This window comes from Microbacterium sp. CH-015 (assembly GCF_049707015.1).
GTDB classification, from domain to species: Bacteria; Actinomycetota; Actinomycetes; order Actinomycetales; family Microbacteriaceae; genus Microbacterium; species Microbacterium aurum.
In genome coordinates this window covers 312,436-336,367 of sequence record NZ_JBNAFJ010000002.1, presented here as the reverse complement: position 1 = coordinate 336,367, position 23,932 = coordinate 312,436, and the positions used below count along the sequence as shown (strand labels likewise).

At 70.8% G+C, this 23,932-nt stretch carries 26 protein-coding genes and 1 pseudogene; 16 read left to right on the top strand and 11 right to left on the bottom strand.

Annotated elements, in window-relative coordinates:
- Window positions 1–28 precede the first annotated feature (28 nt).
- Window positions 29–1,810 carry a dipeptide ABC transporter ATP-binding protein gene (locus tag ACPYN4_RS06405; RefSeq protein ID WP_287271894.1) on the top strand — a complete coding sequence of 594 codons (1,782 nt, stop codon included), beginning with the start codon at window positions 29–31 and terminating at the stop codon, window positions 1,808–1,810.
- A gap of 110 nt (window positions 1,811–1,920) precedes the next feature.
- Window positions 1,921–3,834: a translational GTPase TypA gene (gene typA, locus ACPYN4_RS06400; RefSeq protein ID WP_287271892.1), complete on the top strand. Its 1,914-nt coding sequence runs from the start codon at window positions 1,921–1,923 to the stop codon at window positions 3,832–3,834.
- A gap of 24 nt (window positions 3,835–3,858) precedes the next feature.
- Here the strand turns inward: typA and ACPYN4_RS06395 are convergent, their stop codons facing one another.
- Entirely contained in the window at window positions 3,859–4,221 is a 363-nt protein-coding gene (locus tag ACPYN4_RS06395; protein WP_287271890.1) for a DUF2200 domain-containing protein, read from the bottom strand.
- Here ACPYN4_RS06395 and ACPYN4_RS06390 point away from each other — a divergent pair.
- The 7 genes from ACPYN4_RS06390 (at window position 4,220) to ACPYN4_RS06360 (ending at window position 9,794) form a co-directional block, all read left to right on the top strand.
- The gene (locus tag ACPYN4_RS06390) at window positions 4,220–5,020 is read left to right on the top strand and encodes an AzlC family ABC transporter permease (protein WP_424445928.1); all 801 of its coding nucleotides are present in this window, start codon (window positions 4,220–4,222) and stop codon (window positions 5,018–5,020) included. The genes ACPYN4_RS06395 and ACPYN4_RS06390 overlap by 2 nt on opposite strands.
- Window positions 5,017–5,331, top strand: a complete 315-nt coding sequence (locus ACPYN4_RS06385) for an AzlD domain-containing protein (protein WP_076690408.1) — start codon at window positions 5,017–5,019, stop codon at window positions 5,329–5,331. The genes ACPYN4_RS06390 and ACPYN4_RS06385 overlap by 4 nt, the downstream gene beginning before the upstream one ends.
- Before the next feature lie 97 nt (window positions 5,332–5,428).
- The gene (locus tag ACPYN4_RS06380; protein ID WP_281652398.1) at window positions 5,429–5,860 is read left to right on the top strand and encodes a histidinol dehydrogenase; all 432 of its coding nucleotides are present in this window, start codon (window positions 5,429–5,431) and stop codon (window positions 5,858–5,860) included.
- A gap of 10 nt (window positions 5,861–5,870) precedes the next feature.
- Window positions 5,871–6,191 (top strand): ferredoxin, encoded by a 321-nt coding sequence (gene fdxA, locus ACPYN4_RS06375; RefSeq protein WP_076690410.1) that lies wholly within the window; start codon window positions 5,871–5,873, stop codon window positions 6,189–6,191.
- A gap of 5 nt (window positions 6,192–6,196) precedes the next feature.
- The gene (gene dapC, locus ACPYN4_RS06370; protein ID WP_424445927.1) at window positions 6,197–7,303 is read left to right on the top strand and encodes a succinyldiaminopimelate transaminase; all 1,107 of its coding nucleotides are present in this window, start codon (window positions 6,197–6,199) and stop codon (window positions 7,301–7,303) included.
- A gap of 100 nt (window positions 7,304–7,403) precedes the next feature.
- Complete coding sequence (locus ACPYN4_RS06365) at window positions 7,404–8,696, top strand: citrate synthase (protein WP_312678228.1); 1,293 nt, start codon at window positions 7,404–7,406, stop codon at window positions 8,694–8,696.
- A 21-nt stretch (window positions 8,697–8,717) separates the two neighbouring features.
- Window positions 8,718–9,794: a hypothetical protein gene (locus tag ACPYN4_RS06360; protein WP_424445926.1), complete on the top strand. Its 1,077-nt coding sequence runs from the start codon at window positions 8,718–8,720 to the stop codon at window positions 9,792–9,794.
- 6 nt (window positions 9,795–9,800) lie between these two features.
- On the opposite strand, the gene ppk2 is transcribed toward ACPYN4_RS06360, so the two are convergent.
- Both ppk2 and dapD read right to left on the bottom strand, forming a co-directional pair.
- Window positions 9,801–10,604 (bottom strand): polyphosphate kinase 2, encoded by an 804-nt coding sequence (gene ppk2, locus ACPYN4_RS06355; RefSeq protein WP_424445937.1) that lies wholly within the window; start codon window positions 10,602–10,604, stop codon window positions 9,801–9,803.
- Window positions 10,605–10,635: 31 nt separating this feature from the next.
- The gene (gene dapD / locus ACPYN4_RS06350) at window positions 10,636–11,580 is read right to left on the bottom strand and encodes a 2,3,4,5-tetrahydropyridine-2,6-dicarboxylate N-succinyltransferase (RefSeq protein WP_424445925.1); all 945 of its coding nucleotides are present in this window, start codon (window positions 11,578–11,580) and stop codon (window positions 10,636–10,638) included.
- A 74-nt stretch (window positions 11,581–11,654) separates the two neighbouring features.
- Here dapD and dapE point away from each other — a divergent pair, with 74 nt between their 5' ends.
- From dapE to ACPYN4_RS06335, 3 genes are all read left to right on the top strand, one after another.
- A complete protein-coding gene (dapE, locus tag ACPYN4_RS06345) occupies window positions 11,655–12,731 on the top strand; it encodes a succinyl-diaminopimelate desuccinylase (protein ID WP_424445924.1) in 1,077 nt (358 codons plus the stop codon).
- Window positions 12,713–13,954, top strand: coding sequence for a hypothetical protein (locus ACPYN4_RS06340; RefSeq protein ID WP_424445923.1), 1,242 nt, complete (start codon window positions 12,713–12,715; stop codon window positions 13,952–13,954). The genes dapE and ACPYN4_RS06340 overlap by 19 nt, the downstream gene beginning before the upstream one ends.
- Before the next feature lie 87 nt (window positions 13,955–14,041).
- On the top strand, window positions 14,042–14,215 hold the full coding sequence (locus ACPYN4_RS06335; protein WP_076690416.1) for a DUF3117 domain-containing protein: 174 nt from the start codon (window positions 14,042–14,044) through the stop codon (window positions 14,213–14,215).
- A 62-nt stretch (window positions 14,216–14,277) separates the two neighbouring features.
- Here ACPYN4_RS06335 and ACPYN4_RS06330 read toward each other — a convergent pair whose 3' ends face one another.
- Window positions 14,278–14,919 carry an O-methyltransferase gene (locus tag ACPYN4_RS06330; protein ID WP_424445922.1) on the bottom strand — a complete coding sequence of 214 codons (642 nt, stop codon included), beginning with the start codon at window positions 14,917–14,919 and terminating at the stop codon, window positions 14,278–14,280.
- A gap of 71 nt (window positions 14,920–14,990) precedes the next feature.
- On the opposite strand from ACPYN4_RS06330, the gene ACPYN4_RS06325 reads away from it, so the two are divergent.
- Complete coding sequence (locus ACPYN4_RS06325; protein ID WP_239281268.1) at window positions 14,991–15,368, top strand: Sec-independent protein translocase TatB; 378 nt, start codon at window positions 14,991–14,993, stop codon at window positions 15,366–15,368.
- 36 nt (window positions 15,369–15,404) lie between these two features.
- Here the strand turns inward: ACPYN4_RS06325 and ACPYN4_RS06320 are convergent, their stop codons facing one another.
- Genes ACPYN4_RS06320 through ACPYN4_RS06310 form a run of 3 tightly spaced genes read right to left on the bottom strand, consistent with a single transcriptional unit; the run spans window position 15,405 to window position 18,441 of the window.
- Window positions 15,405–16,610, bottom strand: coding sequence for a P-loop NTPase (locus ACPYN4_RS06320; RefSeq protein WP_424445921.1), 1,206 nt, complete (start codon window positions 16,608–16,610; stop codon window positions 15,405–15,407).
- Window positions 16,607–17,149 carry a DUF1003 domain-containing protein gene (locus ACPYN4_RS06315; protein ID WP_239281270.1) on the bottom strand — a complete coding sequence of 181 codons (543 nt, stop codon included), beginning with the start codon at window positions 17,147–17,149 and terminating at the stop codon, window positions 16,607–16,609. The genes ACPYN4_RS06320 and ACPYN4_RS06315 overlap by 4 nt, the downstream gene beginning before the upstream one ends.
- Window positions 17,149–18,441 (bottom strand): magnesium transporter MgtE N-terminal domain-containing protein, encoded by a 1,293-nt coding sequence (locus ACPYN4_RS06310; protein ID WP_424445920.1) that lies wholly within the window; start codon window positions 18,439–18,441, stop codon window positions 17,149–17,151. Before ACPYN4_RS06310 ends, ACPYN4_RS06315 begins: the two co-directional genes overlap by 1 nt.
- 77 nt (window positions 18,442–18,518) lie before the next feature.
- On the opposite strand from ACPYN4_RS06310, the gene ACPYN4_RS06305 reads away from it, so the two are divergent.
- Window positions 18,519–19,151 carry a general stress protein gene (locus ACPYN4_RS06305; RefSeq protein WP_287271392.1) on the top strand — a complete coding sequence of 211 codons (633 nt, stop codon included), beginning with the start codon at window positions 18,519–18,521 and terminating at the stop codon, window positions 19,149–19,151.
- Window positions 19,135–19,824, top strand: coding sequence for an alpha/beta family hydrolase (locus ACPYN4_RS06300; RefSeq protein WP_424445919.1), 690 nt, complete (start codon window positions 19,135–19,137; stop codon window positions 19,822–19,824). The genes ACPYN4_RS06305 and ACPYN4_RS06300 overlap by 17 nt, the downstream gene beginning before the upstream one ends.
- 70 nt (window positions 19,825–19,894) lie before the next feature.
- Here the strand turns inward: ACPYN4_RS06300 and ACPYN4_RS06295 are convergent, their stop codons facing one another.
- Both ACPYN4_RS06295 and ACPYN4_RS06290 read right to left on the bottom strand, forming a co-directional pair.
- Window positions 19,895–21,331: an aminopeptidase P family protein gene (locus ACPYN4_RS06295; protein WP_424445918.1), complete on the bottom strand. Its 1,437-nt coding sequence runs from the start codon at window positions 21,329–21,331 to the stop codon at window positions 19,895–19,897.
- A 157-nt stretch (window positions 21,332–21,488) separates the two neighbouring features.
- Window positions 21,489–22,520 (bottom strand): endonuclease/exonuclease/phosphatase family protein, encoded by a 1,032-nt coding sequence (locus ACPYN4_RS06290; RefSeq protein WP_424445917.1) that lies wholly within the window; start codon window positions 22,518–22,520, stop codon window positions 21,489–21,491.
- Between the two features lie 83 nt (window positions 22,521–22,603).
- On the opposite strand from ACPYN4_RS06290, the gene ACPYN4_RS06285 reads away from it, so the two are divergent.
- Window positions 22,604–23,491 carry a PHP domain-containing protein gene (locus ACPYN4_RS06285; protein WP_424445916.1) on the top strand — a complete coding sequence of 296 codons (888 nt, stop codon included), beginning with the start codon at window positions 22,604–22,606 and terminating at the stop codon, window positions 23,489–23,491.
- Between the two features lie 41 nt (window positions 23,492–23,532).
- Here the strand turns inward: ACPYN4_RS06285 and ACPYN4_RS06280 are convergent, their stop codons facing one another.
- Window positions 23,533–23,709: an SHOCT domain-containing protein gene (locus tag ACPYN4_RS06280; RefSeq protein ID WP_424445915.1), complete on the bottom strand. Its 177-nt coding sequence runs from the start codon at window positions 23,707–23,709 to the stop codon at window positions 23,533–23,535.
- A 21-nt stretch (window positions 23,710–23,730) separates the two neighbouring features.
- Window positions 23,731–23,877 (bottom strand): annotated as a pseudogene (locus tag ACPYN4_RS06275) (PLDc N-terminal domain-containing protein); the annotation flags it as partial.
- Window positions 23,878–23,932: the final 55 nt, after the last annotated feature.

Genomic DNA, 23,932 nt, shown 5'->3' with positions numbered 1-23,932 from the left:
CAAGCTTTGCAGATAGGGAAACCCATTCATGACTGACAAGACGCGCACCGGCGCCACGAGCGTCGCGGCACACGACCCCCAGCAGCCGATCCTCGAGGTCGCCAACCTCGGCGTCGAGTTCTGGGTCGACGGCCAGTTCTACCCGGCCGCGATCGACATGAACTACGAAGTCCGCCGCGGCGAAGTGCTCGCCATCGTCGGCGAGTCGGGTTCGGGCAAGTCGACGAGCTCGATGTCGCTCCTCGGCCTCCTCCCGGAGAACGCGCGCGTCACCGGCTCGATCAAGCTCCTCGGGCGCGAGCTGCGCGGCGTCGACGACGCGACGTTGCGGTCGCTGCGCGGCAACGACATCGCCGTGATCTTCCAGGAGCCGATGACGGCGCTGAACCCCGTCTACACGATCGGGTTTCAGATCATGGAGGCCCTCCGCTCGCACGACCGCGCGCTCGCGCCGTCCGAGGCGAAGGAGCGCGCCGTCGAGCTACTCCGCATGGTCGAGATGCCGAACCCGGAGCAGTCGTTCCACAAGTACCCGCACCAGCTGTCGGGCGGCCAGCGCCAGCGCGCCATGATCGCGCAGTCGATCTCGTGCGACCCGCTGCTGCTCATCGCGGATGAGCCCACGACGGCGCTCGATGTGACGGTGCAGGCCGAGGTGCTCGACCTCCTCCGCAACCTCCACAAGCGCCTCGATTCGGCCATCATCCTCATCACCCACGACATGGGCGTCGTCGCCGACCTCGCCGACGGCATCATGGTGATGAAGAACGGTGTCGTCGTCGAGTCCGGCTCGGTCGAGCAGATCTTCGCCGCGCCGAAGCACCCGTACACGCAGCAGCTGCTCGCCGCCGTGCCGCACCTCGGGATCGGCGTCATCGAGGAGCCGACGGCCCTCGAGGTGCAGCAGGAGTCCTCTCTCGCGGCGCTGCGCGAGCGCGCCAGCGAGGTCAAGGCCGTCGTCGAGACCCGCACGCCCGTGCTGAGCTTCCAGGACGTCGCCATCGAGTACCCCAAGCGCGGCCGCATTCCGGCGTTCCGCGCCGCGGAGCACATCGATCTCGACATCTTCCCGGGCGAGATCGTCGGACTCGTGGGGGAGTCGGGCTCCGGCAAGACGACCCTCGGTCGCGCCGCCATCGGCCTCCTGCCGATCGCGGACGGGAAGCTGACCGCCGTCGGCACGGACATCTCGAATGCCTCGCGCAAGGACCTGTTCAAGATCCGTCGCAAGACCGGCATCGTCTTCCAGGACCCGGCATCCTCCCTGAACCCCCGGATGCCGATCGGCCAGTCCATCGGAGAGCCGATGCTGCTCGCCGGCGTCGCGAGCGGCAAGGACCTCGACAAGCGCGTCGAGGATCTGCTCAGCCAGGTGGAGCTGCCGGCGTCCTACCGCAACCGTTTCCCCCACGAGCTCTCGGGCGGTCAGAAGCAGCGCGTCGGCATCGCCCGCGCCCTGGCGCTGGCGCCGGAGCTGCTCGTCGCCGACGAGCCCACGTCGGCCCTCGACGTGTCGGTGCAGGCGCGGTTCCTCGACCTGCTGCAGGAACTGCAGCAGGAGCTGCAGTTCGCGTGCCTCTTCATCAGCCATGACCTCGCGGTCGTCGACATCCTCGCCCACCGCATCGCCGTGATGCACCACGGCAAGCTCGTGGAGACCGGCACCCGCGACGAGATCCTCCGCGCCGCGAAGGACCCGTACACGCAGCGACTCATCGCCGCCGTCCCGGTGCCGGACCCGGCTGCGCAGCGCGCGCGTCGCGCGGCCCGTGCGGCCCTCCTGTCGCAGGGGGAGCAGGCGGCGAGCTGAGGTCTGCCGCGCCGAGAAGGGGCTCTGTCGGAGACCCTTCAGGCGCGCCTTGTAGAATGGGGTGCCCCCGAATCCGGGTGGCGCCCCAATCTGCACTCTGAGGACCCTTCATGGCGCACGCCCTCCGTCCGGATCTCCGCAACGTCGCGATCGTTGCGCACGTCGATCACGGTAAGACCACCCTCGTGGACGCGATGCTGCGCCAGACCGGCTCGTTCGGCGAGCACGCTCACGTCGAAGAGCGCGCGATGGACTCGAACGACCTGGAGCGTGAGAAGGGCATCACGATCCTCGCCAAGAACACGGCGATCACCTACAACGGCATCCACACCGACGCGCCCGTCACCATCAACGTGATCGACACCCCCGGTCACGCCGACTTCGGCGGCGAGGTCGAGCGTGGCCTGTCGATGGTCGACGGCGTCGTCCTGCTCGTCGACGCCTCCGAGGGTCCCCTCCCGCAGACCCGCTTCGTGCTGCGCAAGGCGCTCGAGGCGAAGCTCCCGGTCATCCTGCTCGTCAACAAGACCGACCGCCCCGACGCCCGCATCGCCGAGGTCGAGGAGGAGGCGCACGATCTGCTGCTGGGCCTCGCCTCCGACCTCGTCGACGACGTGCCCGACCTCGACGTCGACGCGCTGCTCGACGTCCCGGTGGTTTACGCGTCCGGGCGGGCGGGCGCGGCATCCCGCACCCGTCCCGAGAACGGGTCGCTGCCCGACAACGACGACCTCGAGCCGCTGTTCGAGGCGATCCTGGAGCACGTTCCCGCCCCGTCGTACGACGACGAGGCGCCGCTGCAGGCATGGGTCACGAACCTCGACTCGTCGCCCTTCCTCGGCCGCCTGGCCCTGCTGCGTGTGTTCAACGGCACGCTGAAGAAGGGGCAGACGGTCGCGTGGGTCCGCCACGACGGCTCGCACTCGAACGCCCGGATCACCGAGCTGCTGAAGACCCGGGCCCTCGAGCGCTACCCGGCCGAGTCGGCCGGCCCCGGCGACATCGTCGCGATCGCCGGCATCGAGGAGATCACGATCGGTGAGACCATCGCCGACCCCGAGGACGTCCGCCCGCTGCCGGCGATCACCGTCGACGACCCCGCGATCTCGATGACGATCGGTACGAACACCTCGCCCCTCATGGGCAAGGTCAAGGGCCACAAGCTCACCGCCCGCATGGTCAAGGACCGCCTCGACCGCGAGCTCATCGGCAACGTCTCGCTCAAGGTCGTCGACATCGGCCGTCCCGACGCGTGGGAGGTGCAGGGCCGCGGCGAGCTCGCCCTCGCCATCCTCGTCGAGAACATGCGCCGCGAGGGCTTCGAGCTCACCGTCGGCAAGCCGCAGGTGGTCACCCGCCGCGGCGAGGACGGCAAGCTCAAGGAGCCCTTCGAGCACCTCACGATCGACGCGCCCGAGGAGTACCTCGGCGCGATCACGCAGCTGCTGGCCGCCCGCAAGGGCCGCATGGACACGATGACCAACCACGGCACCGGCTGGGTGCGGATGGAGTTCGTCGTGCCCTCCCGCGGGCTCATCGGCTTCCGCAGCGAGTTCCTCACCACGACGCGCGGCACCGGCATCGCCAACGCCATCTCGCACGGCTACGACGACTGGGCCGGTCAGATCACGACGCGCCAGAACGGCTCGATCGTCGCCGACCGCGCCGGTGTCGTCACCCCCTTCGCGATGATCGCGCTGCAGGAGCGGATGAGCTTCTTCGTGCAGCCCACCGAAGAGGTCTACGAAGGCATGGTCATCGGCGAGAACTCCCGCGCCGACGACATGGACGTCAACATCACGAAGGAGAAGAAGCTGACGAACATGCGCTCGTCGACGTCGGACTCCTTCGAGTCGATGACTCCGCCGCGCGTGCTCTCGCTGGAGGAGTCGCTCGAGTTCGCCCGCGACGACGAATGCGTCGAGGTCACCCCCGAGAAGGTGCGCATCCGCAAGGTCGTGCTCGACGCGACCGAGCGCGGCCGCGCGACGGCCCGCGCGAAGCGCCAGGACGCCAGCGCCTGACCGCCGCGTCGCCGCCGGGGTGTGTCAGGCGCGGAGGATCTTCTCCATCGCCTTGCCCCTGGCGACCTCGTCGACGAGCTTGTCGAGGTAGCGCAGCTTCTGCATGAACGGGTCGTCGATCTCCTCGACCCGCACGCCGCAGATGACCCCGGTGATGAGCCCCGCGTGGGGGTTGAGCGTCGCGTCGTCGAAGAACTCGACGAACGTCGAGCCGTCGCGAACGTGACGGGCGATGTCGGCGTCGTCGAACCCGGTGAGCCAGCGGATGACCTCGTCGACCTCGGCCTTCGTGCGTCCCTTGCGCTCGACCTTCTGGATGTACAGCGGGTAGACCGACGCGAAGGTGAGGGCGCGGATGCGCTTCTGTGCGCGCTCGCTGGTGTCCATGCCTGCCAGGGTACGCCAGCCCAGTAGGCTCGGGCGGGTGAGTACGGATGCCGCCGCGGACGCCTCGCGTCGCGCGTGGCGCGAAGGGCTCGGCGTCGCCCTCGCCACGAGCGCCTACGGGATCTCGTTCGGGGCGCTCGCCACGGCATCCGGTCTGGATATCTGGCAGACCTGCGTGCTCAGCCTCGTGATGTTCACCGGCGGATCGCAGTTCGCGTTCATCGGGGTGATCGGCGCCGGGGGAGTCGCGGCGGCCCCGGCCGCGATCGCCTCGGCGGGCCTGCTGGGCATCCGCAACGTCGCGTACGGACTGCGGATGGCGCCGGTCGTCGGCGTCGACCGCCTGCGTCGACTGATCGCGCCGCACTTCACGATCGACGAATCCACCGCCGTCGCGCTGGCGCACACCGAGCCGCGCGCCCGCCGGGTCGGCTTCTGGGTGACCGGGATCGGCATCTACATCGGCTGGAACCTCACGACGCTCCTCGGTGCGCTCCTCGGCGATGTGCTCGGCGACCCCCGCGCGTACGGACTGGATGCGGCGGCCGCCGCGGCCTTCCTCGCCCTGCTCTGGCCCCGGCTGCGGCAGCGGCAGGCGATCGCGGTCGGTATCGCGGCGGCGGTCGTCGCGACGGTGTTGACGCCGGTGCTCATGCCGGGCATGCCGGTGCTCGTCGCGGCGGTCGTCGCGATCGTCGTGGGATGGACGAACTGGCTCGGCGCGTCTGCGACGCCCCCGCCCGTCCTCGGCGAGGCGCCCGCCCCGCGGCGGGCCGAGGGACCGGGGCAGGGGACGTGACCCTCTGGACCGCCGTGCTGGCCGCGGCCCTGCTGTGCTTCGCGCTGAAGGCCGTCGGCTACCTCATCCCGCCCCGATGGTTCGAGGCGCCGGCGCCGTCGCGCATCGTCGACCTGCTCACGGTGGCGCTCCTCGGCGCCCTCGTGGCGGTGCAGACGCTCGGCGTCGGCCAGCAGATCGTGCTCGACGCGCGGGTGCCCGCCCTCGTCGTGGCGGCCGGGCTCCTCATCGTGCGGGCGCCGTTCCTCGTCGTCGTGGTCGCCGCCGCGCTCGTCGCAGCACTGTTGCGGCTCTGGGGACTCGCCGCCTGATCGCCGCAGACCTTCGAAAAGCGCCACGGGCTGTGAATCCGGCATCCGGAGCGCCATTCACGGCTCTCCAACGGATGCCGCCGCGTAGACTCCCGGCGTGGGTATCGCGCGCATCGGCACGTGGGTCGTGTCCGTCGTCATCGGGCTCGTCTACGGCGTCGCCGGCACCATCGGGCAGGCGGCCATGTGGGGTGCGCTGCCGGTGGGCCTCATCGTGGCGATCGTCGGCACCGGTGCGCTGCTTCTCGCCGTGCGGCTGCTGACGCTCGATCGCTGGTCCGCTCTCGCCGCGGGAATGGGCGCCATGATCGCCACCCTGGTCTTCTCCGGGCGCGGTCCGGGCGGATCGGTCGTGGTGCCCGCGCCGGCGGAAGGTACGATCTCCACCGGCGTCATCTGGACCATCGCCGTCCCGATCCTCACCGCTCTCGTCGTCGCCTGGCCGTCCCTGCGGTCGAGCGGGGGCTCCACGGCATCCGACCGGGCCGTGCCGGCGACGCCGGACGCCGAGGCCGACACCACGAACTAGACTCGAAGGCGTGACATATGTGATCGCCTTGCCGTGCGTGGATGTGAAGGACCGTGCCTGCATCGACGAGTGTCCCGTCGACTGCATCTACGAAGGCGAGCGCTCGCTGTACATCCACCCCGACGAGTGCGTCGACTGCGGTGCCTGCGAGCCGGTCTGCCCCGTCGAGGCGATCTACTACGAGGACGACCTGCCCGACGAGTGGCAGGACTACTACACCGCGAACGTGGAGTTCTTCGAGGACATCGGCTCGCCCGGTGGCGCCGCCAAGGTCGGCGTGATCCCGAAGGACCACCCCATCATCGCCGCGCTCCCGCCCCAGGAGCACTGACCTTCGTGGCCGTCCGCGACCTCGACGACTACCCCTGGGACGCCGTCGCCCCGTACGCGCGCCGCGCCGCCGCACACCCCGGGGGTGCGGTCGACCTGTCGATCGGGTCCCCGGTGGATGCGACCCCCGCCGTCGTCGCCGACGCGCTGCGCGCGGCCACCGACGCGCACGCGTACCCGCAGACGGTCGGCACCCCGGCCCTGCGCGAAGCCATCGCGGCCTGGTACGACCGCCGGCGCGGCGTGCCCGGACTGGGAGTGGGCGAGGTGCTGCCCACGGTCGGCTCCAAAGAGCTCGTCGCCCTGCTGCCGTTGCTGCTGGACATCGGCGCGGGCGACGTCGTCGTGCACCCGCGCGCGGCCTATCCCACCTACGAAGTGGGCGCGAAGCTCGTCGGGGCGACGCCGTTCGCCTCGGATGACCCCGCCGAATGGCTCGACGGCACACGCCTTGTCTGGCTCAACACGCCCGGAAACCCCGACGGTCGCGTCCTGGATATCGCCGAGTTGCGGGCCGCCGTGGCCCGCGCGCGGGAGCTCGGCGCCGTGATCGCCAGCGACGAGTGCTACGCCGAGCTCGGCTGGGAGGGACCGTGGGCGGGGGAGCGCGTCCCCAGCATCCTCGATCCCCGCGTCGTCGGCGACGACCGCTCGGGTGTGCTGTCGGTCTACTCCCTCAGTAAGCAGTCGAACCTCGCCGGCTACCGCGCGGCGTTCCTCGCGGGGGATTCCGGGATCGTCGCCGCTCTGGTGACGGCACGCAAGCACCTGGGGCTCATGCTGCCGGCGCCGGTCCAGGCCGCGATGACGGTGGCCCTCGCCGACGACGCGCACGTCGCGGAGCAGCGGGAGCGGTATCGGGCGCGCCGTGCCGTGCTCAAGCCGGCACTGGAAGCGGGGGGCTTTCGCATCGACCACTCCGAAGGCGGCCTGTACCTGTGGGCCACCGAAGGCGTCGACGCGTGGGAGAGCATGGCAAGACTCGCCGACCTCGGCATCCTCGCCGGCCCCGGGCACTTCTACGGCACGCACTTCCCGCAGCACGTGCGCTTCTCGCTCACCGCGACCGACGAGCGCATCGCGGCGGCGGCGCAGCGCCTGACGCAGTCGTAGGTTTCCTCCTACGCATCCGCCGATCCTTTGCCGTGGATCTGAGTAGGCCCGCACGGCCAGTAGGCTGTAAAGGATCCCCCAACGACCGCAAGGAGGCTTCGTGAGCGACGTGGGAAACCCCCAGAAGGCCACGGTCACCGTCGGTGACAGAACCGCAGAACTGCCGATCCTGACCGGCACCGAGGGCGTCCCCAGCGTCGACTTCTCGACGTTCACGAAGCAGACCGGGCACACCTCGCTCGACTACGGCTTCGTCAACACGGCGGCGACGAAGTCGGCCATCACCTACATCGACGGAGATCAGGGCATCCTCCGCTACCGCGGCTACCCGATCGAACAGCTCGCCAAGCACAGCACGTACCTCGAGGTCGCGTGGCTGCTGCTGTACGGCGAGCTGCCGACGGCCGACCAGCTCGGCGAGTGGGACGACAAGATCCGCCACCACACGCTGCTGCACGAAGACCTCAAGCGCTTCTTCTCGTCGCTGCCGCACACCGCGCACCCCATGTCGGTGCTCTCGGCGGCCACCGCGGCGCTGTCGACCTATTACGAGGGCCAGTCCGACCCGAACAACCCCGAGCACGTCGAGCTGAACACGATCCGCCTGCTCGCGAAGCTGCCCGTGATCGCGGCGTACGCGCACAAGAAGTCGATCGGCCACGCGTTCTTGTATCCGGACAACACGCTGAGCTTCGTCGACAACTTCCTCAAGCTCAACTTCGGCAACCTGGCCGAGATCTATGAAGTGAACCCCGTCACCTCGCGGGCGCTGGAGCGCCTGCTGATCCTGCACGAGGACCACGAGCAGAACGCGTCGACGTCGACGGTGCGCCTCGTGGGCTCGACGGGTGCGAACCAGTTCTCGTCGATCTCGGCCGGCATCAACGCCCTGTACGGGCCGCTGCACGGCGGCGCGAACGAAGCGGTGCTCGACATGCTCGCGCGCATCCGCGACTCGGGCGAGAGCGTGCAGCGCTTCGTCGAGCGGGTCAAGAACAAGGAAGACGGCGTGAAGCTCATGGGCTTCGGGCACCGCGTCTACAAGAACTTCGACCCCCGTGCGCGCCTCGTCAAGGAGTCGGCCGACGAGGTCCTCGCCGAACTCGGCGTGCACGACCCGCTGCTCGACCTCGCCAAGGAGCTCGAAGAGGTCGCCCTCAGCGACGACTACTTCAAGGAGCGTCGCCTTTACCCGAACGTCGACTTCTACACGGGCGTTATCTACAAGGCGATGGGCTTCCCGACGCGGATGTTCACGCCGCTGTTCGCGATCGGGCGTCTGCCCGGCTGGCTCGCGCACTGGACCGAGATGCAGAACGACCCGCAGACCAAGATCGGGCGCCCGCAGCAGCTCTACATCGGCGCGCGCGAGCGCAACTACCCCGGCGTCTGACCCGACTGCCAAGATCGAGGGATGACCCCTGATCTGCGGAGCGGTCCGCGCGGGCGTCGCCTGTGTCTGCAACTGGCGTGCGAGGCATCCGACACCGTGCGCCGCCTGCTGCACGAGCTCGCGTACAACGCCGACGTCGCGGCCGGAGCCGCGGTCGTGCTGTTCGGCTGGAACGACGACGGCTCGACGTTCGAGACGCGCGGGCAGGTCGAGACGTCGGCGACGACGGCCGCGCTGGCCGACGCGATCCGCGCGGTGGGAGCTTTCACGCCGACCACCGACGACCTGTACGCCGCGATGCTGCGCGCCGTCGACAGCGCCCGGTACTGGCAGGAGCCCGACGGCGAAGACACCATCGCGGCCGATGCCGCGGTGCGTGCATCGCTGGAGCAGATCGCGGCGACGGTTGCCGCGCTCCCCGAGACCACGTGGTGGAGCCGCGATCGCACGGCCGAGCAGTGGGCCGTCGAGTTCGATCCGAGCGAAGACGGCGCGCCGTTCGATGAGGCTCCCGGTGGCGCGCAGAAGTGGCGCGAGAGCACCGCCGCCGACGAGGCACGCGCTCGCGCCGAGCGCCCGTCCGACGTCACGGCGAACTACAGCGGCACGTGGTGGTCACACCCGTGGGGCTGTCCGCACACCACCGGTGACCTGCCGACCGGGGTTCCCGCCGGGATTCCGTTCGTCGAGGACGGCTTCGGGTGGACCCACGCAGTGGCGATCCCGGTGCGCGGCGGAGGCCGGACGGTCGAGATCCGCACCGCCCACGATTGGGCCGAGCTGTGTCGGCGCTTCCCGATCGAGGTCACGGCGAGCCGGCGTCACGACTGGTACCGCGTCACCGGTCGCGATGGTCGCTGGTTGCTGCCCGACTGGACGCGCGTCGCGCAGGAATGGGACGCCGTGCACCTCACGGGCCTGGCCTACCTCACAGCCGCGACGCGCGAGATTGGGGTGGATGCCGAGTACTCGAGCGTCATCGGCGGTTGGGGCCCCGACGAGACCTACTGGCTCACCGGCCTCGTGCGCGAGGTCGAGGGCGCGCGCGTGCACTGGCAGGCGCATGCCCCGGAAGGACCGTGGGACCGGGCACCCTGACCCGGATCACTCCGCCGCGGCGTCATCCGGGAGAATGGTCGCGACGTAGTCGGGCACGTAGTTCTGCAGTTCGCGCGGAGGGCGTTCGTATCCGCCCGACGGCGGGCGCGGCGGGATCACGATCGGGGCGCGCTCGACATGCTCGTAGGGAATCTGAGACAGCAGGTGATGGATCATGTTGATCCGCCCGCGGCGCTTGTCGTCGTTGTCGACCTCGAACCAGCGTGCTTCGGGGATGTCGGTGTGCACGACCATCGTGTCCTTCGCGCGCGAATAGTCCTCCCACTTGGTGATCGACAGGACGTCGTTGGGGGAGAGCTTCCACCGCCGCAGCGGATCGTCGTTGCGTGAGCGGAACCGTTTCTCCTGCTCCACATCGGACACGCTGAACCAGTACTTCAGGAGCAGGACGCCGTCTTCGACCAGCATCCGCTCGAAGATCGGCGCCTGGTGGAGGAACCGGTGGTACTCGATGTTGGTGCAGTAGCCCATGACGTGCTCGACGCCCGCGCGGTTGTACCAGGAGCGATCCATCAGCACGATCTCACCGGCGGCGGGCAGATGCGCCACGTAGCGCTGGAAGTACCACTGGGTCTTCTCGCGTTCGGTCGGTGTCGGGAGGGCGACGACCCGCGTGACGCGGGGATTGAGGTACTGCGTGACGCGGCTGATGGTCGAGCCCTTGCCCGCGGCATCGCGCCCTTCGAAGATGACGACGACACGGGCGCCGCTTGACTGCACCCAGGCCTGCATATCGACGAGCCGGACCTGCAGGGCCTTCAGCTCCTTCTCGTACAGCTTCTTCGGCATCCGCTCGCTCATGTGTCGAGCGTAGTGGTGCTCAGGCGTGCAGCGCCTCGTTGAGCGTGACGCCCTTACCCTCGCGGCGCACGGCCTCGATCGCACCCGACAGCGAGTTACGGCGGAACAGGATGCCGTTCTGACCCGACAGCTGTGCGCCCTTGACGACGGGGCGGGTGCCGTCGTGCAGCGGCGCCTCGTTCGCGAGCACGATCTTCGACCCGGCCGTGACGTACAGGCCCGCCTCGACGATGCAGTCGTCGCCGAGCGAGATGCCGATGCCGGCGTTCGCTCCGAGGAGCGTCCGCGCGCCGATCGACACGCGGTGCGTGCCGCCGCCCGAGAGCGTCCCCATGATGGATGCGCCGCCGCCGATGTCCGACCCGTCCCCGACCGTGACGCCCTGCGAGATGCGACCTTCGACCATCGAGGCGCCGAGCGTGCCGGCGTTGAAGTTCACGAAACCCTCATGCATGACCGTCGTTCCGGGCGCCAGGTGTGCGCCGAGCCGCACCCGCGAGGCGTCGGCGATGCGCACGCCGGCGGGGGTGACGTAGTCCGTCAGGCGCGGGAACTTGTCGATGCCCTGGGTCTGGATGCCGGCGCGCTGCAGCGCCGGACGCAGGCGCGCCGCCGCCTCGGGGTGGACGGGCCCGGCCGTCGTCCATGCGACATTCGGCAGATGGGAGAAGATGCCCGTGAGGTCGAGCTCGTTCGGCGCGACCAGCAGATGCGACAGAGCGTGCAGACGCAGGTAGGCGTCGCTCGTGCTGCTCGGGGCGGCATCGAGGTCGATCTCGACCACGACGACCTCGACCGTGACCTCGCGGCGCTCGTCGGGCCCGGCGAACGGCTCCAAGGCCGACGTGTCGGCGGATGCCGGGGCGCGCCCGGCCTCGGGGGCGGGGTACCAGGTGTCGAGCACGGTGCAGTCGGCGGCCCGCGTGGCAAGGCCGGCACCCCAGATCCATCGTTCGTCGGTCATGCATCCAGCGTATCGGCGTCCCGCCGGCATCCCGCCCCGGGTCGTGCCCGACCGCCGCGGATAGAATCGACGCCATGCCCGAGCTCGACCTCACCGCCACGTCCGTCGACCTCACGCGCGCGATCTGCGACATCCCCAGCGTGTCGGGGCAGGAGACCCCGCTCGCGGATGCGATCTTCCGGGCCGTGAGCGCCCTCGACCACCTGGACGTGTACCGCGACGGCGACACGATCGTGGCGCGCACCCGGCTGGGTCGCGCGCAGCGGGTCGCGATCGCCGGTCACATCGACACGGTGCCCATCAACGACAACCTCCCGACGCGCGACATCGAGATCGACGGCGAGCCGTACCTCTGGGGCCGCGGCACAGTCGACATGAAGGGCGGCACCGCGGTGCAGCTGCGCCTCGCCGCCGAGCTCGTCGCGCCCCGCGTCGACATCACCTGGCTCTGGTACGACAACGAAGAGGTGGATGCCGACCTCAACGGCCTCGCGCGCCTCGCCCGCAGCCGACCCGACCTGTTCGAGGCCGACTTCGCGATCCTCGGGGAGCCCTCGAACGGTCAGGTCGAGGGCGGCTGCAACGGCACGCTGCGTGTCGTCGCCCGCACGCACGGCGTCCGCGCGCACAGCGCGCGGGCGTGGATGGGGGAGAACGCCATCCACCGCGCCGCCCCGATCCTCGCCCGCCTCGCCGAGTACCGTCCGCGCGAGGTCGCGGTCGACGGTCTCGTCTACCGGGAGAGCCTGAACGCGGTGCGCATCTCCGGCGGCGTCGCCGGCAACGTCATCCCCGATCGCTGCGACGTCGAGATCAACTACCGCTTCGCGCCCAGCCGCACCCTCGAGCAGGCAGCGGAGCACGTGCGCGCCGTCTTGGAGGGCTTCGAGGTCGAGGTCGTCGACGGCGCGGCCGGTGCCCGCCCGGGCCTGGACGCCCCGTTGGCGCAGGAGTTCCTCGCCGCCGTCGGCGCCGAGCCGCGGCCGAAGTACGGCTGGACCGATGTGGCGCGCTTCGCGGCGCTGGGCGTCCCCGCCGTCAACTACGGCCCGGGCGACCCGAGCCTTGCTCACCACGACGAGGAGCGCGTGCCGTACGCGCAGATCGAGGACGTCGAGCGGGGCCTGCGCGCGTGGCTGAGCGCGCGCTGACGGCGGATGCCGCGGCGCCCGCACCGGAGCGGGGCCTGCTCGCGCTGCGTCCTGCGCTGGCCGTCGCCGTGCTGTATGCCGGTGCGCGCATCATCACGACGGTCTTCCTGATCATCGCGGCCGAGCTGTCGGGTCCCACCTCGCGCTTCGGAGCCGATGCGACCCTCGGCACGCTCTCGATGGGCTGGGACGCGCAGTGGTACTGGGTGGTCGCGACGTCGGGCTACCCGACCGACCTGCCCCTCGATGACGCCGGGAACGTGACGAACAACGCCTGGGCGTTCATGCCGGTGTACCCCGCGCTCTCGCGCGCGCTGTCGGTCGTGTTGGGCGGTCAATATCCCCTCGCGGCTGTCATGTTGGCCATCGTCGCGGGCTATTTCGCCTGTCTCGTGCTGTTCCACCTGCTGCGCGAGCGCATCGGCAAGGGCACCGCGCTCTGGGCGGTCGCGCTGCTCGCGGCATCCCCGCTCGGCGCCATCTTCCAGATGGGCTATGCCGAGAGCCTCTTCCTGCTCTGGCTGTTCCTCGCGCTGTGGCTGCTCGTGCAACGCCGGTTCGGCTGGTTGTACCTTCTCATTCCGCTCATGGGATACACCCGTCCCGGGGTGCTCGCATTCGCGCTGCTGCTGGGGCTGTACGGCATCCGCCGCTGGTGGCGCCGACGCGCCGACCCGCTGCCCGCGACCGAGGCCGTGCACATCGTGCTGCTGGGTCTGCTCGCCGTGCTCATCGGATTCTCCTGGCAGGTGATCGCCGGCTACGTCACCGGCGACCCGACCGCGTATCTCGAGACCGAGCTGTCGTGGCGGCGCGGCTGGATCGGCGAGGGCGACGGCGGGTTCGTGCCGCTGTCGGGGTTCGTGCAGGCGGCGGCCCTGTGGTTCCGCCTGTGGGGCCTGCCCGAGGTGCTGGGCTACGTCGCACTGGGGGCGGCGGTGCTCGCCCTGGCGGCGCTGCTGCTGTTCGAGCCGCACGTACGACGGCTGGGACCGGAGGTGCGGCTGTGGTCGGCCAGCTACCTCGTGTACCTGCTGCTGGTGTTCTTCCCGCAGTCGAGCATCTTCCGCCTGCTGCTGCCGCTCGCACCGTTATACGGCGCGATCGCCGGTCCCCGGCATCCGGCATGGCGGTTCGGGATGCTGGGGCTCGGCCTTCTCGGCCAATGGTGGTGGATCTACGAGATGCTCGCCCTCGGCAACTCCTATACCCAGATCCCGTGACCGTATTCAGGCGTATCGGTGTGGCGGCCGGGACTGTCAGCGTAGCGATAAACTTGATGTGTAGTCCGATGACGAAAGGGAGCCGCAATGGCAGCCATGAAGCCGCGAACCGGGGACGGACCGATGGAGGCCGTGAAGGAGGGGCGCCTGATCATCGTGCGCGTTCCCCTCGAGGGCGGCGGACGACTCGTCGTCTCTGTCAATGACGAAGAGGCGAAGGAACTCCACGGAGTGCTCGGTGAGGTCGTCGGCGCCGCCTGACACCTCAGCTCACGAATGGATGGCCGGTCTGCGGACCGGCCATTCGTCGTCTCCGCGGCGTCTCAGCGCTGCTCCGCCGCCACGGTCGTCAGCTGGAGCAGGCCTTCGCCCGCGATCGAGAGCGCGCCGAGGACGGCGGGGGAGGCCTGCGTCTCCTGGATGAGCGTGCGATACGCGGTCGTGACGGCGTCGCGGCGGACCGGGTCGGCGACGGCGCCCCCGGCGAGGACGCGCGGGATCAGCACGGTGCCGCCGGCGCGGACCAGCCGCAGTCCGTGCTCGACGTAGTCGATGACGCCCTCCTCGTCGGCATCCACGAGGACGATGTCGTACGACGCCTCGTTCATGCGGGGAAGCACATCGGCGGCGCGGCCGGTGATGAATCGAGCGCGCGCCGGCGGCACCTTCGCGTCCACGAAGGCGGCGCGGGCGGCGGCGAGGTGCTCGGGCTCCTTGTCGATGGTCGTGAGGGTCGCCCGCGGCGAGCCGCGCAGCAGCCACAGGCCCGACACCCCCGCGCCGGTGCCGATCTCGACGATGTTCAAGGCGGCGGTCGCGGCGGCGATGACGGCGATCTGCGCGCCGACGGCGGGACTGACCGGGGCGGCGCCGAGCTCCAGAGCGTGGGCTCGCGCCCGCTCGATGGGGTCGGGCTCGACGGTCACCTCGTCGACGAACCTGCGGATCGCGTCGTGATCGGCCATGTGCTTCCTCCCCTGCCAGCGTACGGCGCGCGGAGCGCGGTGCCCCGCAGGCGCACGGGTAACCTTGAGGCATGTTCTTCGGCCTCGACTGGGACAAACTCGTCCTGATCCTGATCGTGGCCGCACTCCTGGTGGGACCCGAGCGCCTCCCGCGCTACGCCGAGACGCTCGCGCGGCTCACGGTGCGCGCCCGCGAGTGGCTGAGCGGCGCCAAGACGCGGGTGAAGGAGGAGCTGGGCGACGACTTCGACGACGTCGAGTGGCGCAAGCTCGACCCGCGTCAGTACGACCCGCGACGGATCATCCGCGATGCGCTGCTCGAGGACGCCCCGGTTCCCACCGTGCAGGCCGCCGCCGTCGGCACGGCGATCGCCTCGACCGCGACGACGCCGCTCGCGGCCTCCTTCGACCCGCAGCGCGACGTTCCGTTCGACAACGAGGCCACCTGACGCGCGCGCCCAGGTGTCTCCGGTGCGCCGCGCGCGTCAGCGCGGCGTGAAGGGCAACGGCCGACGGGCGAGGCCCCGCGGGTGCATCGCGAGCGCGTCGGCGACGCGGGCGATCTGAACGGCAGCCGGGTCGGTCGGTTCGGCGATGACGACCGGCACCCCGGCGTCGCCGCCGCGGCGCAGCGCGGGGCTGAGCGGCACCGAGGCGAGGAGCGGCACCGAGCCCGCGTCCGGACCTGCGGTATCTGCACCTGCGGCGTCTGCACGCCCGGCATCTGCACCCGCGGTGGCGGACAGTGCCGCGGCGACGGCGGCGCCGCCGCCGGAGCCGAACAGGTCGAGGGTCGTGCCGTCGGGCAGGGTCATCGCGGCCATGTTCTCCACGACCCCGATGACGCGCTGTCCGGTCTGTGCGGCGACGAGTCCGCTGCGCACGGCGACGTCGGATGCCGCGGTCTGCGGCGTCGTGACCACGAGGACGTCCGCATGGGGGAGCAGCTGCCCCACCGAGATCGCGACGTCGCCGGTGCCCGGCGGCATGTCGATCAGGAGGATGTCGAGATCGCCGAAGAACACATCGGTGAGGAACTGCGACACCGTCCGGTGCAGCATGGGCCCCCGCCACGCCACCGCCGCGGAGGCCGGCTGGTCGCGCGGCAGGAACATGCCGATGGAGATCGTCTTCACGCCGTAGGCGACCGGGGGCAGCATGAGGTCGTCGATGCGCGTGGGCGCGGGTGGCCGACCGTCGTCGTCCGTCAGGCCCAGCAGCGCCGGGATCGAGAAGCCGTGCACGTCGGCATCGATGAGGCCGACGGCGAGACCCCGTGCGGCGAGCGCGACGGCGAGGTTCGCGGTGAGCGTCGACTTGCCGACGCCGCCCTTGCCGCTGGTGACCGCGACGACGCGCGTGAGACTGTCGGGACCGAACGGCATCTGCCGCGCCGCGCGGCCGCCGCGCAGGCGCTCGGTCAGCGCCTGACGCTCAGCCGGCGTCATCACCCCGACCGACAGGTCGACGTCGTCGATGCCCGGGACGGATGCCGCGGCATCCGTCACCTCGCGAGAGATCCGGTCGGCGGCGGGGCAGCCGACGATCGTGAGCGCGATGTGCACGTGCGCCACGGCTCCGTCGACCTCGACGCCACGCACCATGTCGAGCTCTGCGAGCGGCCGGCGCAGTTCCGGATCGGTGACGGCGCCCACGGCCGCGCGCACCGCGGCGGAGAGGTCGCCGGTCACGGCTCGCGACTGCCTGCGGCCGGTTCGGCGCTCTCGCGGGCATCGCGGCTGTCGTCGAGCTGCGCGAGCAGCGACTTCAACTCCTGGCGCAGCACGTCACGCGTCACGACCTGTCCCGACACGTCCGTCAGCGCCATCCGCAGCGCCACGACCTCGCGGGCGAGGTACTCCGTGTCGGCGAGGTTGCGCTCGGCGCGCTGACGGTCCTGCTCGATCTGCACGCGGTCGCGGTCGTCCTGCCGGTTCTGTGCGAGCAGGATCAGGGGAGCGGCATACGACGCCTGCAGCGACAGGATCAGCGTCAGCAGGGTGAAGTTCGTCTCGGCGGGGTCGAACTGCCACTGCCGATCCGCCGTTGAATTCCAGATCAGCCATACCGCGACGAAGACCGTCATCCCGATGAGGAATCCGCTCGTGCCCATCGCCCGGGCGAACGCCTCGGAGAAGCGCCCGAACCGGTCGCGCGAGGGCTGCGGCGCGCGCCGCGTGCCGCGCCCGAGGGGCGCATCGAGAACCGGTTGCCGTTTCTTCCGCGCCATCACAGCCGCACCCCCGGCCGCACCGGAGCGGGGGCGGATGCCGCGGCATCCGCCTCATCGCCGTCGTGAGAGCGCCAGTCCTCCGGCAGGAGGTAGTCCAGCACGTCGTCGACGCTGACCGCGCCGACGAGGCGATGGGCCTGGTCGACGACCGGGACCGAGACGAGGTTGTAACTCGCGAGCAGGCGCGCCACCTCGGCGGCCGAGGCCGTCACCGGCAACGCGTCGACGGTGTCGTCGATGATCGCGCCGAGCCGCTCGTGCGGCGGATAGCGCAGCATCCGCTGGAAGTGGACCGTGCCGAGCAGGCGCCCGGTGGGCGTCTCGTAGGGCGGGAGGGTGACGAAGACGGCGGCGGCGAGGGCGGGGTGCAGCTCATGCCGGCGGATGAGGGCGAGGGCCTCGGCCACAGTGGCGTCGGCCGAGAGCACGATCGGCTCGCTCGTCATGAGGCCGCCGGCGGTGTCGGGGCCGTACTTCAGGAGGGCGCGCACGTCCTCGGCCTCCTCCGGCTCCATGAGATCGAGAAGCTCTTCGCGCTGGTCCTCGGGCAGCTGTGCGAGGACGTCGGCCGCGTCGTCGGGCTCCATCTGGTCGAGGATGTCGGCGGCGCGCTCATCGCCGAGAGCTTCGAGGATGTGGACCTGCTCCTCCTCGGGCATCTCCTCGAGAGCGTCGGCGAGACGGTCGTCGGAGAGCTCCTCGGCGACCTCGAGCAGACGCTCCTCGGGCAGATCCAGCAGCGTGTTGGCGAGATCGGCGGGCTTGAGCTCGGAGTAGGTCGCGACGAGCTGCTCCGCCGACTGCGACTCACCGGGGGACAGGTGCTCGCGCACATCCGTCCAGTTCGCGAACGTCGTCGGTCCCTTCGCGAACGGCGAGGCGCTCGTCTTGGGCTTGCGCAGGAACAGCTGGCCGATGTCCCATTCGCCCAGGCGATCGCGCTCGATGGCGACGTCCTCGATGACGGCCTCGCCGGAGCCGTCGGTGAAGTACACCTTGCGGCCGAGCAGCTCGGTCATCACCCGCACCTCGCCACCGCGCTGCTGGAAGCGGCGCACGTTGATGAGCCCGGTCGTGATGACCTGACCCGACTGGATGGAGGTGACGCGCCCGATGGAGAGGAAGACGTGCCGGCGACCGGGGATCTCGACGACGAGGCCGACGACTCGCGGGGGATCGTCTTTTCGGTAGATGACGACCACGTCACGGACCTTGCCGAGCCGGTCGCCCGCGGGGTCGAAGACGGTGCAGCCGACCAGGCGTGCCACGAAAACCCTCTGCGTACTCACTCGTCCAGCGTAGTCCGGGAGCCTCCGGCCGGACGGGGACGGCGCTGAACACGGCGTGACAAGATGGGACGGTGAGCATGATGGGCGGCATTCCTCAGGAACACGGCGAGAAGATCGCCGATTACGCGACGTATCAGGCCGCTCAGAAGGCCGTGTCGCAGCTCGTCGAGGCCGACATCCCGGCTCGCGACATCGCGATCATCGGCCATGGCCTGCGCTCCGTCGAGACGGTCACCGGACGCCTCGGCTACGCCGCCGCCGCCCGGTCGGGCGCGATCAACGGCATCCTGCTGGGCCTGCTGTTCTCGGCGATCTTCGTCCTCGGCACGCCCAACGCCGCGATCCAGCTGTTCGTCGGCGTCATGTTCGTCGGCATCGCGCTCGGCATGCTCATGAGCCTCATCACCTACGCGATCGTGCGCCGACGCCGGGACTACACGTCGGTGACGCAGGTCCTCGCCGACCGCTACGAGGTCACGGTCCTGCCCCGCAGCATCCACCGCGCGCGTGAGATCGTCGGACGCGCCGTCGCGCCGGCGGCACCGGCACCGGCCGCTCCGCAGCCGCCCGTGGACCCGTCCGTGCCGCCGCAGTACGGCGAACGGGTCGACCCCGCACCCCCGCAGTACGGTGAGCGCGTCGATCCGCCGCGGCTCCCGGATGACGAGCCCGCGCCGCCCGCGACGGGTCCGGATGCCGAGGGCCGCTGAACCCGGCGCGATCGAGGTCGCGCTGCCGAAGGGTGCGGTCACGGTCTCGACGCTGTCGACGTCGCCGTCGCCGTCGCGGCCGTGGGCGGCCGTCGCGCTCGCGCACGGTGCGGGAGCCGGGATGACCCACCCGTTCCTCGAGGGTTTCGCCCGTGCCCTCACCGACGCGGATGTCACGGTGCTGCGCTTCGCCTTCCCCTACGCCGAGGCGGGCCGGCGGATGCCGGGACCGGCCGCCCACGCTGTGGCCACCTGGCACGCGGTCATGCCCGCGCTCGGCGACATCGCGCCCGGCGTTCCGCTGATCGCCGCCGGCAAGTCCTACGGCGGCCGGATGGCGTCCGTGGCCGCGGCCGAGGGGGCGATCGCGCCAGCAGGGCTGCTGTACCTCGGCTATCCGCTGCATCCGCCCGGCGAGCCCGAGAAGATGCGCGCGTCGCACCTCCCGCTCGTCACGGCGCCGCAGCTGTTCGTGTCGGGGACGAGGGACCCGTTCGTCCAGCCCGTGTCGCAGCTGGCGGATGCCGTCGGCGCGTGCCCCGATGCCGAGGTCCTGTGGATCGACGGCGGCGGCCACTCGTTCGAGGTCGCCGGCGCGCGGCGGGCTCCCGAGGTCACCGGGGCCGAACTCGCGGCATCCGTCCTGCCGTGGCTGCGCGCCCGGTTCGCCTGACCGAGTCGGCGGCTGCGGTGCTCCGCCCTGACGTTCTTCCGCCGCGGGGTGCGCGTCCTACCGAGCCGGGTCAGCGCGCGAGGCGCGCGATCCAGGCCTCGACCTCGTCGGCGGTGCGGGGGATGCCGGCGGACAGGTTCACCGGCCCGTCCGCGGTCATGAGGATGTCGTCCTCGATCCGCACGCCGATGCCGCGGTACTCCTCCGGCACGGTCAGGTCATCGATCTGGAAATACAGTCCCGGTTCGATCGTGAAGACCATGCCGGGCTCCAGGATGCCGTCGTAGTACATTTCCCGGCGCGCCTGCGCGCAGTCGTGCACGTCGATGCCGAGGTGGTGGCTCGTCCCGTGCACCATGTACCTGCGGTGCTGCCCGCCGCGGTCGGCGTCCAGCGCCTCGTCGGCCGTCACCGGCAGCAGGCCCCACTCCGCGACGCGATCGGCGATGACGCGCATGGCCGCCTCGTGCACCTCGCGGAACTTCACGCCCGGCCGCGCCGCGGCGAACGCGGCGTCGGCGGCCTCGCGGACGGTCTCGTAGATCTTCCGCTGGATCGGCGTGAACGTGCCGTTGACGGGCAGGGTCCGGGTGATGTCGGCGGTGTAGAGGCTGTCGACCTCGACGCCGGCGTCGATGAGGATGAGGTCGCCCGGCACGACCGCACCGTCGTTGCGCGTCCAGTGCAGGTAGCAGGCGTGCGGCCCCGAGGCGGCGATCGTGTCGTAGCCCTCGCCGTTGCCCTCGATGCGTGCGCGGTGGTGGAAGACGCCCTCCACGGCGCGCTCACCGCGGGGGGTGTCGATGATGCGGGGGAGATCGGCGACGATGTCGTCGAACCCGCGCGCGGTGACCGCGACGGCCAGGCGCAGCTGCGCGATCTCGTACTCGTCCTTGACCAGGCGCAGCTCCGACACGAAGCGTGTGAGGTCGGCATCCTCATCGAGGACGAGGTCGCCCTCGGCCGCGGTGAACTCGTCGATGTGCGCCGTCGGCACGCCGAGGTCCGCGGCGACGCCCGCCAACGCGGGGCGCGGGCCGATCCAGAACTCCCCGATCGTGGCGTCGCCGTAGAACTCTGCGGTCGTGCGGTCGGCGCGCTCACGGAGGTAGAGGGTCACGTCGTGGCCGGATGCCGCGTCCTCGCGCGGCTGGAAGACGAGCACCGAGTCGGGCACGCTGTCGCTGGCCCAGCCGGTGAGGTGCGCGAACGCGGAGTGCGCGCGGAAGGGATAGTCGGTGTCGTTGGAGCGCTGCTTGTAGGAGCCGGCCGGGATCACGAGCCGCTTGCCCGGGAAGGCGGCCGAGACGGCGTCGCGACGGGCGGCGGCGTAGGGAGCCTGCGCACGCTGCGGCGGGGTCAGGTCGGGGCGCTCGGCCCATCCAGTGGAGATCGTCTCGAGGAACCCCTTCGGGAAGGGCTGCTTGCGGTTCGTGTTCTCCGCCGGCGCCTGCGCCGTCTGCTGCTCGCTCGTGACCGTCTCGCTCGCCTGCGTCGTCTCGCTCATACTCCCAGTCTCCCACTTGCCGCGCGCGCGAGCGCCGCCGGCGTGAGCGCGGCGCTCATCCGGCGGAAACTGCGGCTTCGCGCCCGTGATGCGACACTTTGCGACGGATGAAGGCGCGCACCCCGTGGAGGATGCGCGCGGGCGCGCCGGGGGGAGGTCAACCGGCGGGCTCGAACTGGACGACGAGGGGGCGGTGGTCGCTGCCGCTGGCGTCGAGGGAGTCGAGCACGACCGAGCCGACCGGCGTCCACGCGTCGGTGGCCATGACGTGGTCGATCGGCGTGCCGATGAGGCGTGGCCAGTCGGTCGACCACGTGCCGAGCGCGCCGGTGCCGGTCTGCGCCGCAGCATCGTGGCAGGCGCCGAGCGTGCCGGAGCCGGTCCCCAGGCGTGCCATGTTGTCGACGGTCGCGTTGAAGTCGCCCGCCATGATCACGTCGCCGCCGGCACACTGGTCGGCGACCCACTGCAGGTCGCTGCGCCAATCGGCCATGAACGCCTGCCGCGGGGCGACGGCGTGCACGGCGACGATCGTCGGTCCGGCGCCGTCGACGGGCATGGCCACCAGCGAGGGCACCGACGAGGTGTTGCTGGTGCCGTCGGCCGTCGAGTCCACGACGGCGTAATCGCCGAGGTCGGGGGAGATCAGCAGCGTCGTCGAGTTCGCGGCCCAGTCGGGATAGCCGTCGCGCTCCCCGTAGTTCTCGTGGTGCGCCCACATCGGCGAGCCCATCTCCCGCATCGCGATCGCGACGGCCTCACCGGTCTCGATCGTCGTCTCGGGCAGGGCGACGATGTCCGCCTGCATCGCGATGGCGGTCTGCGCGATGAGGTGGGCGTCGGTGGCATCGCCGGCGGTGTTCCACGTCATCACCCGGATGCTCGTCTCGGTCTGGGCCGGGAGTGCGCCGGGGCCGACCCCGCGGGAGACGAGGATGCCGGCGTTCACGCCGCCGGCGACGAGTGCGATGACGGCGATCGAGCCGGCGAAGGCGCGCGTGCGGCGACTGAGGCACGCGATGAGCGCGAGCACCAGCACGGCGCCGAACACGAGCACGACGACCCCGCGCAGCGACACGATCTGCGCGAACGGGTAGCTGCGCTCCAGGCGGAAGAACTGCGGCCACGTCACGATCGCGGCGGCGATCGCCGCGGCCACGGTGAGAAGGATTCCGAGCAGGCGCAGCACGTCAGCGACTCTACGGGAGCGCATCTGAAAGAACCCCGACGTCCGCACGGGCTCCTGCCGATGGCGGCCGGTACGCTCGGAGGATGGTCACGGACACCGACTCCGAGGAGCCCACCGGGGCACGGTTTCGCGGCCCCAGCGACCTGCACCTGCACTCCGACCACTCCGACGGCACCGAGCCGCCCGCGGCCGTCATGGCCGCCGCCTACCGCGCGGGGCTGCGCACGGCCGCGCTCACCGATCACGACACGACGTCCGGCTGGGCCGAGGCGGCGGAGGCCGCGGCATCCCTCGGCATGACGTTCCTGCCGGGCATGGAGCTGTCGGCGCGTTACGAGTGGCGCAGCGTCCATGTGCTCGGCTACCTGTTCGATCCGGATGACGGCGACCTGCGCGCGCTGACCGACCGCATCCGCCATTCCCGCCTCACGCGCGCGCGCACGATGGCCGAGCTCATCGGCCGCGACTACGACCTGTCCTGGGCGGACATCGAGGACCAGACCGCCGCCGGGGCGACGGTCGGCCGGCCGCACCTGGCGGATGCGCTCGTCGCGAAGGGGCACGTCGTCGATCGCGGCGAGGCGTTCGCCGGCATCCTGCACCCGGGGAGCCCCTATTACGTCGACCTCTACGCGCCGGATCCGGTGACCGCGGTCGCGGCGATCGCGGGCGCGGGGGGCGTGCCGATCATCGCCCATCCCGCGGGGCGGGCGGGCCTCCTGCCGGCACCGCTCGTCCAGCGGATGCTGGCGGCGGGCCTGGCGGGGTTCGAGTTGGGCCACCGCGAGAACGTTGAGCCGGCGCTGACGACGCTGCGCGAGCTCGTGGCCCGCGAGGGCCTCATCGTCACCGGCTCCAGCGACTATCACGGGCTCGGCAAGCCGAACCTGCCGGGGGAGCGCACGACGGCCGACGACATGGTCGCCCGCATCATCGACCGCGCAACGGGAAGCGCCCCCGTCTTCCCCTGAGGAAAGACGAGGGCGCTCGCTGGGCACTCAGCGCCCGGCGGTCACGCCAGGGCCTTGGCCTTCAGTGCGTCGAACTCGGCCTGCGAGATCGCGCCCGAGTCGAGCAGGCTCTTGGCCTGGGCGATCTGCTCGGCCGGGCTCGTGCCGGCGACCTGCTTGATGTCGTCGTCCTGTGCCGCCTTGTACTGCTGCGCCGCCTCGACCTGACGCTCGCCCATGCCCCGACCGCGCGCGATCAGGTAGATGAGCGCGGTGATGATCGGGAAGAAGATCAGGAAGAAGATCCAGACCGCCTTCCACCCGCCCGAGAGCTTGCGGTCGCGGGAGACAGCCTCTCCGGATAAGCAGGGCGGCGAATGCCGCTTGCGCTCAGCCGAGAACCCCAGGTGCGCCCGCTGCCGGAAGATGACGCCCGGATTCGCCCGCGTCGGATGAGCGGTC

Coding starts and splice junctions, on each gene's coding strand:
- typA (WP_287271892.1), top strand. CDS start 1,921: ATGGCGCACGCCCTCCGTCCGGATCTCCGCAACGTCGCGATCGTTGCG.
- ACPYN4_RS06305 (WP_287271392.1), top strand. CDS start 18,519: ATGATGGGCGGCATTCCTCAGGAACACGGCGAGAAGATCGCCGATTAC.
- ppk2 (WP_424445937.1), bottom strand. CDS start 10,604: ATGCCGAAGAAGCTGTACGAGAAGGAGCTGAAGGCCCTGCAGGTCCGG.
- dapD (WP_424445925.1), bottom strand. CDS start 11,580: ATGACCGACGAACGATGGATCTGGGGTGCCGGCCTTGCCACGCGGGCC.
- ACPYN4_RS06405 (WP_287271894.1), top strand. CDS start 29: ATGACTGACAAGACGCGCACCGGCGCCACGAGCGTCGCGGCACACGAC.
- ACPYN4_RS06395 (WP_287271890.1), bottom strand. CDS start 4,221: ATGGACACCAGCGAGCGCGCACAGAAGCGCATCCGCGCCCTCACCTTC.
- ACPYN4_RS06335 (WP_076690416.1), top strand. CDS start 14,042: ATGGCAGCCATGAAGCCGCGAACCGGGGACGGACCGATGGAGGCCGTG.
- ACPYN4_RS06300 (WP_424445919.1), top strand. CDS start 19,135: ATGCCGAGGGCCGCTGAACCCGGCGCGATCGAGGTCGCGCTGCCGAAG.
- dapE (WP_424445924.1), top strand. CDS start 11,655: ATGCCCGAGCTCGACCTCACCGCCACGTCCGTCGACCTCACGCGCGCG.
- ACPYN4_RS06285 (WP_424445916.1), top strand. CDS start 22,604: ATGGTCACGGACACCGACTCCGAGGAGCCCACCGGGGCACGGTTTCGC.
- ACPYN4_RS06280 (WP_424445915.1), bottom strand. CDS start 23,709: ATGGGCGAGCGTCAGGTCGAGGCGGCGCAGCAGTACAAGGCGGCACAG.
- ACPYN4_RS06360 (WP_424445926.1), top strand. CDS start 8,718: ATGACCCCTGATCTGCGGAGCGGTCCGCGCGGGCGTCGCCTGTGTCTG.
- ACPYN4_RS06330 (WP_424445922.1), bottom strand. CDS start 14,919: ATGGCCGATCACGACGCGATCCGCAGGTTCGTCGACGAGGTGACCGTC.
- ACPYN4_RS06295 (WP_424445918.1), bottom strand. CDS start 21,331: ATGAGCGAGACGACGCAGGCGAGCGAGACGGTCACGAGCGAGCAGCAG.
- ACPYN4_RS06325 (WP_239281268.1), top strand. CDS start 14,991: ATGTTCTTCGGCCTCGACTGGGACAAACTCGTCCTGATCCTGATCGTG.
- ACPYN4_RS06315 (WP_239281270.1), bottom strand. CDS start 17,149: ATGGCGCGGAAGAAACGGCAACCGGTTCTCGATGCGCCCCTCGGGCGC.
- ACPYN4_RS06390 (WP_424445928.1), top strand. CDS start 4,220: ATGCCTGCCAGGGTACGCCAGCCCAGTAGGCTCGGGCGGGTGAGTACG.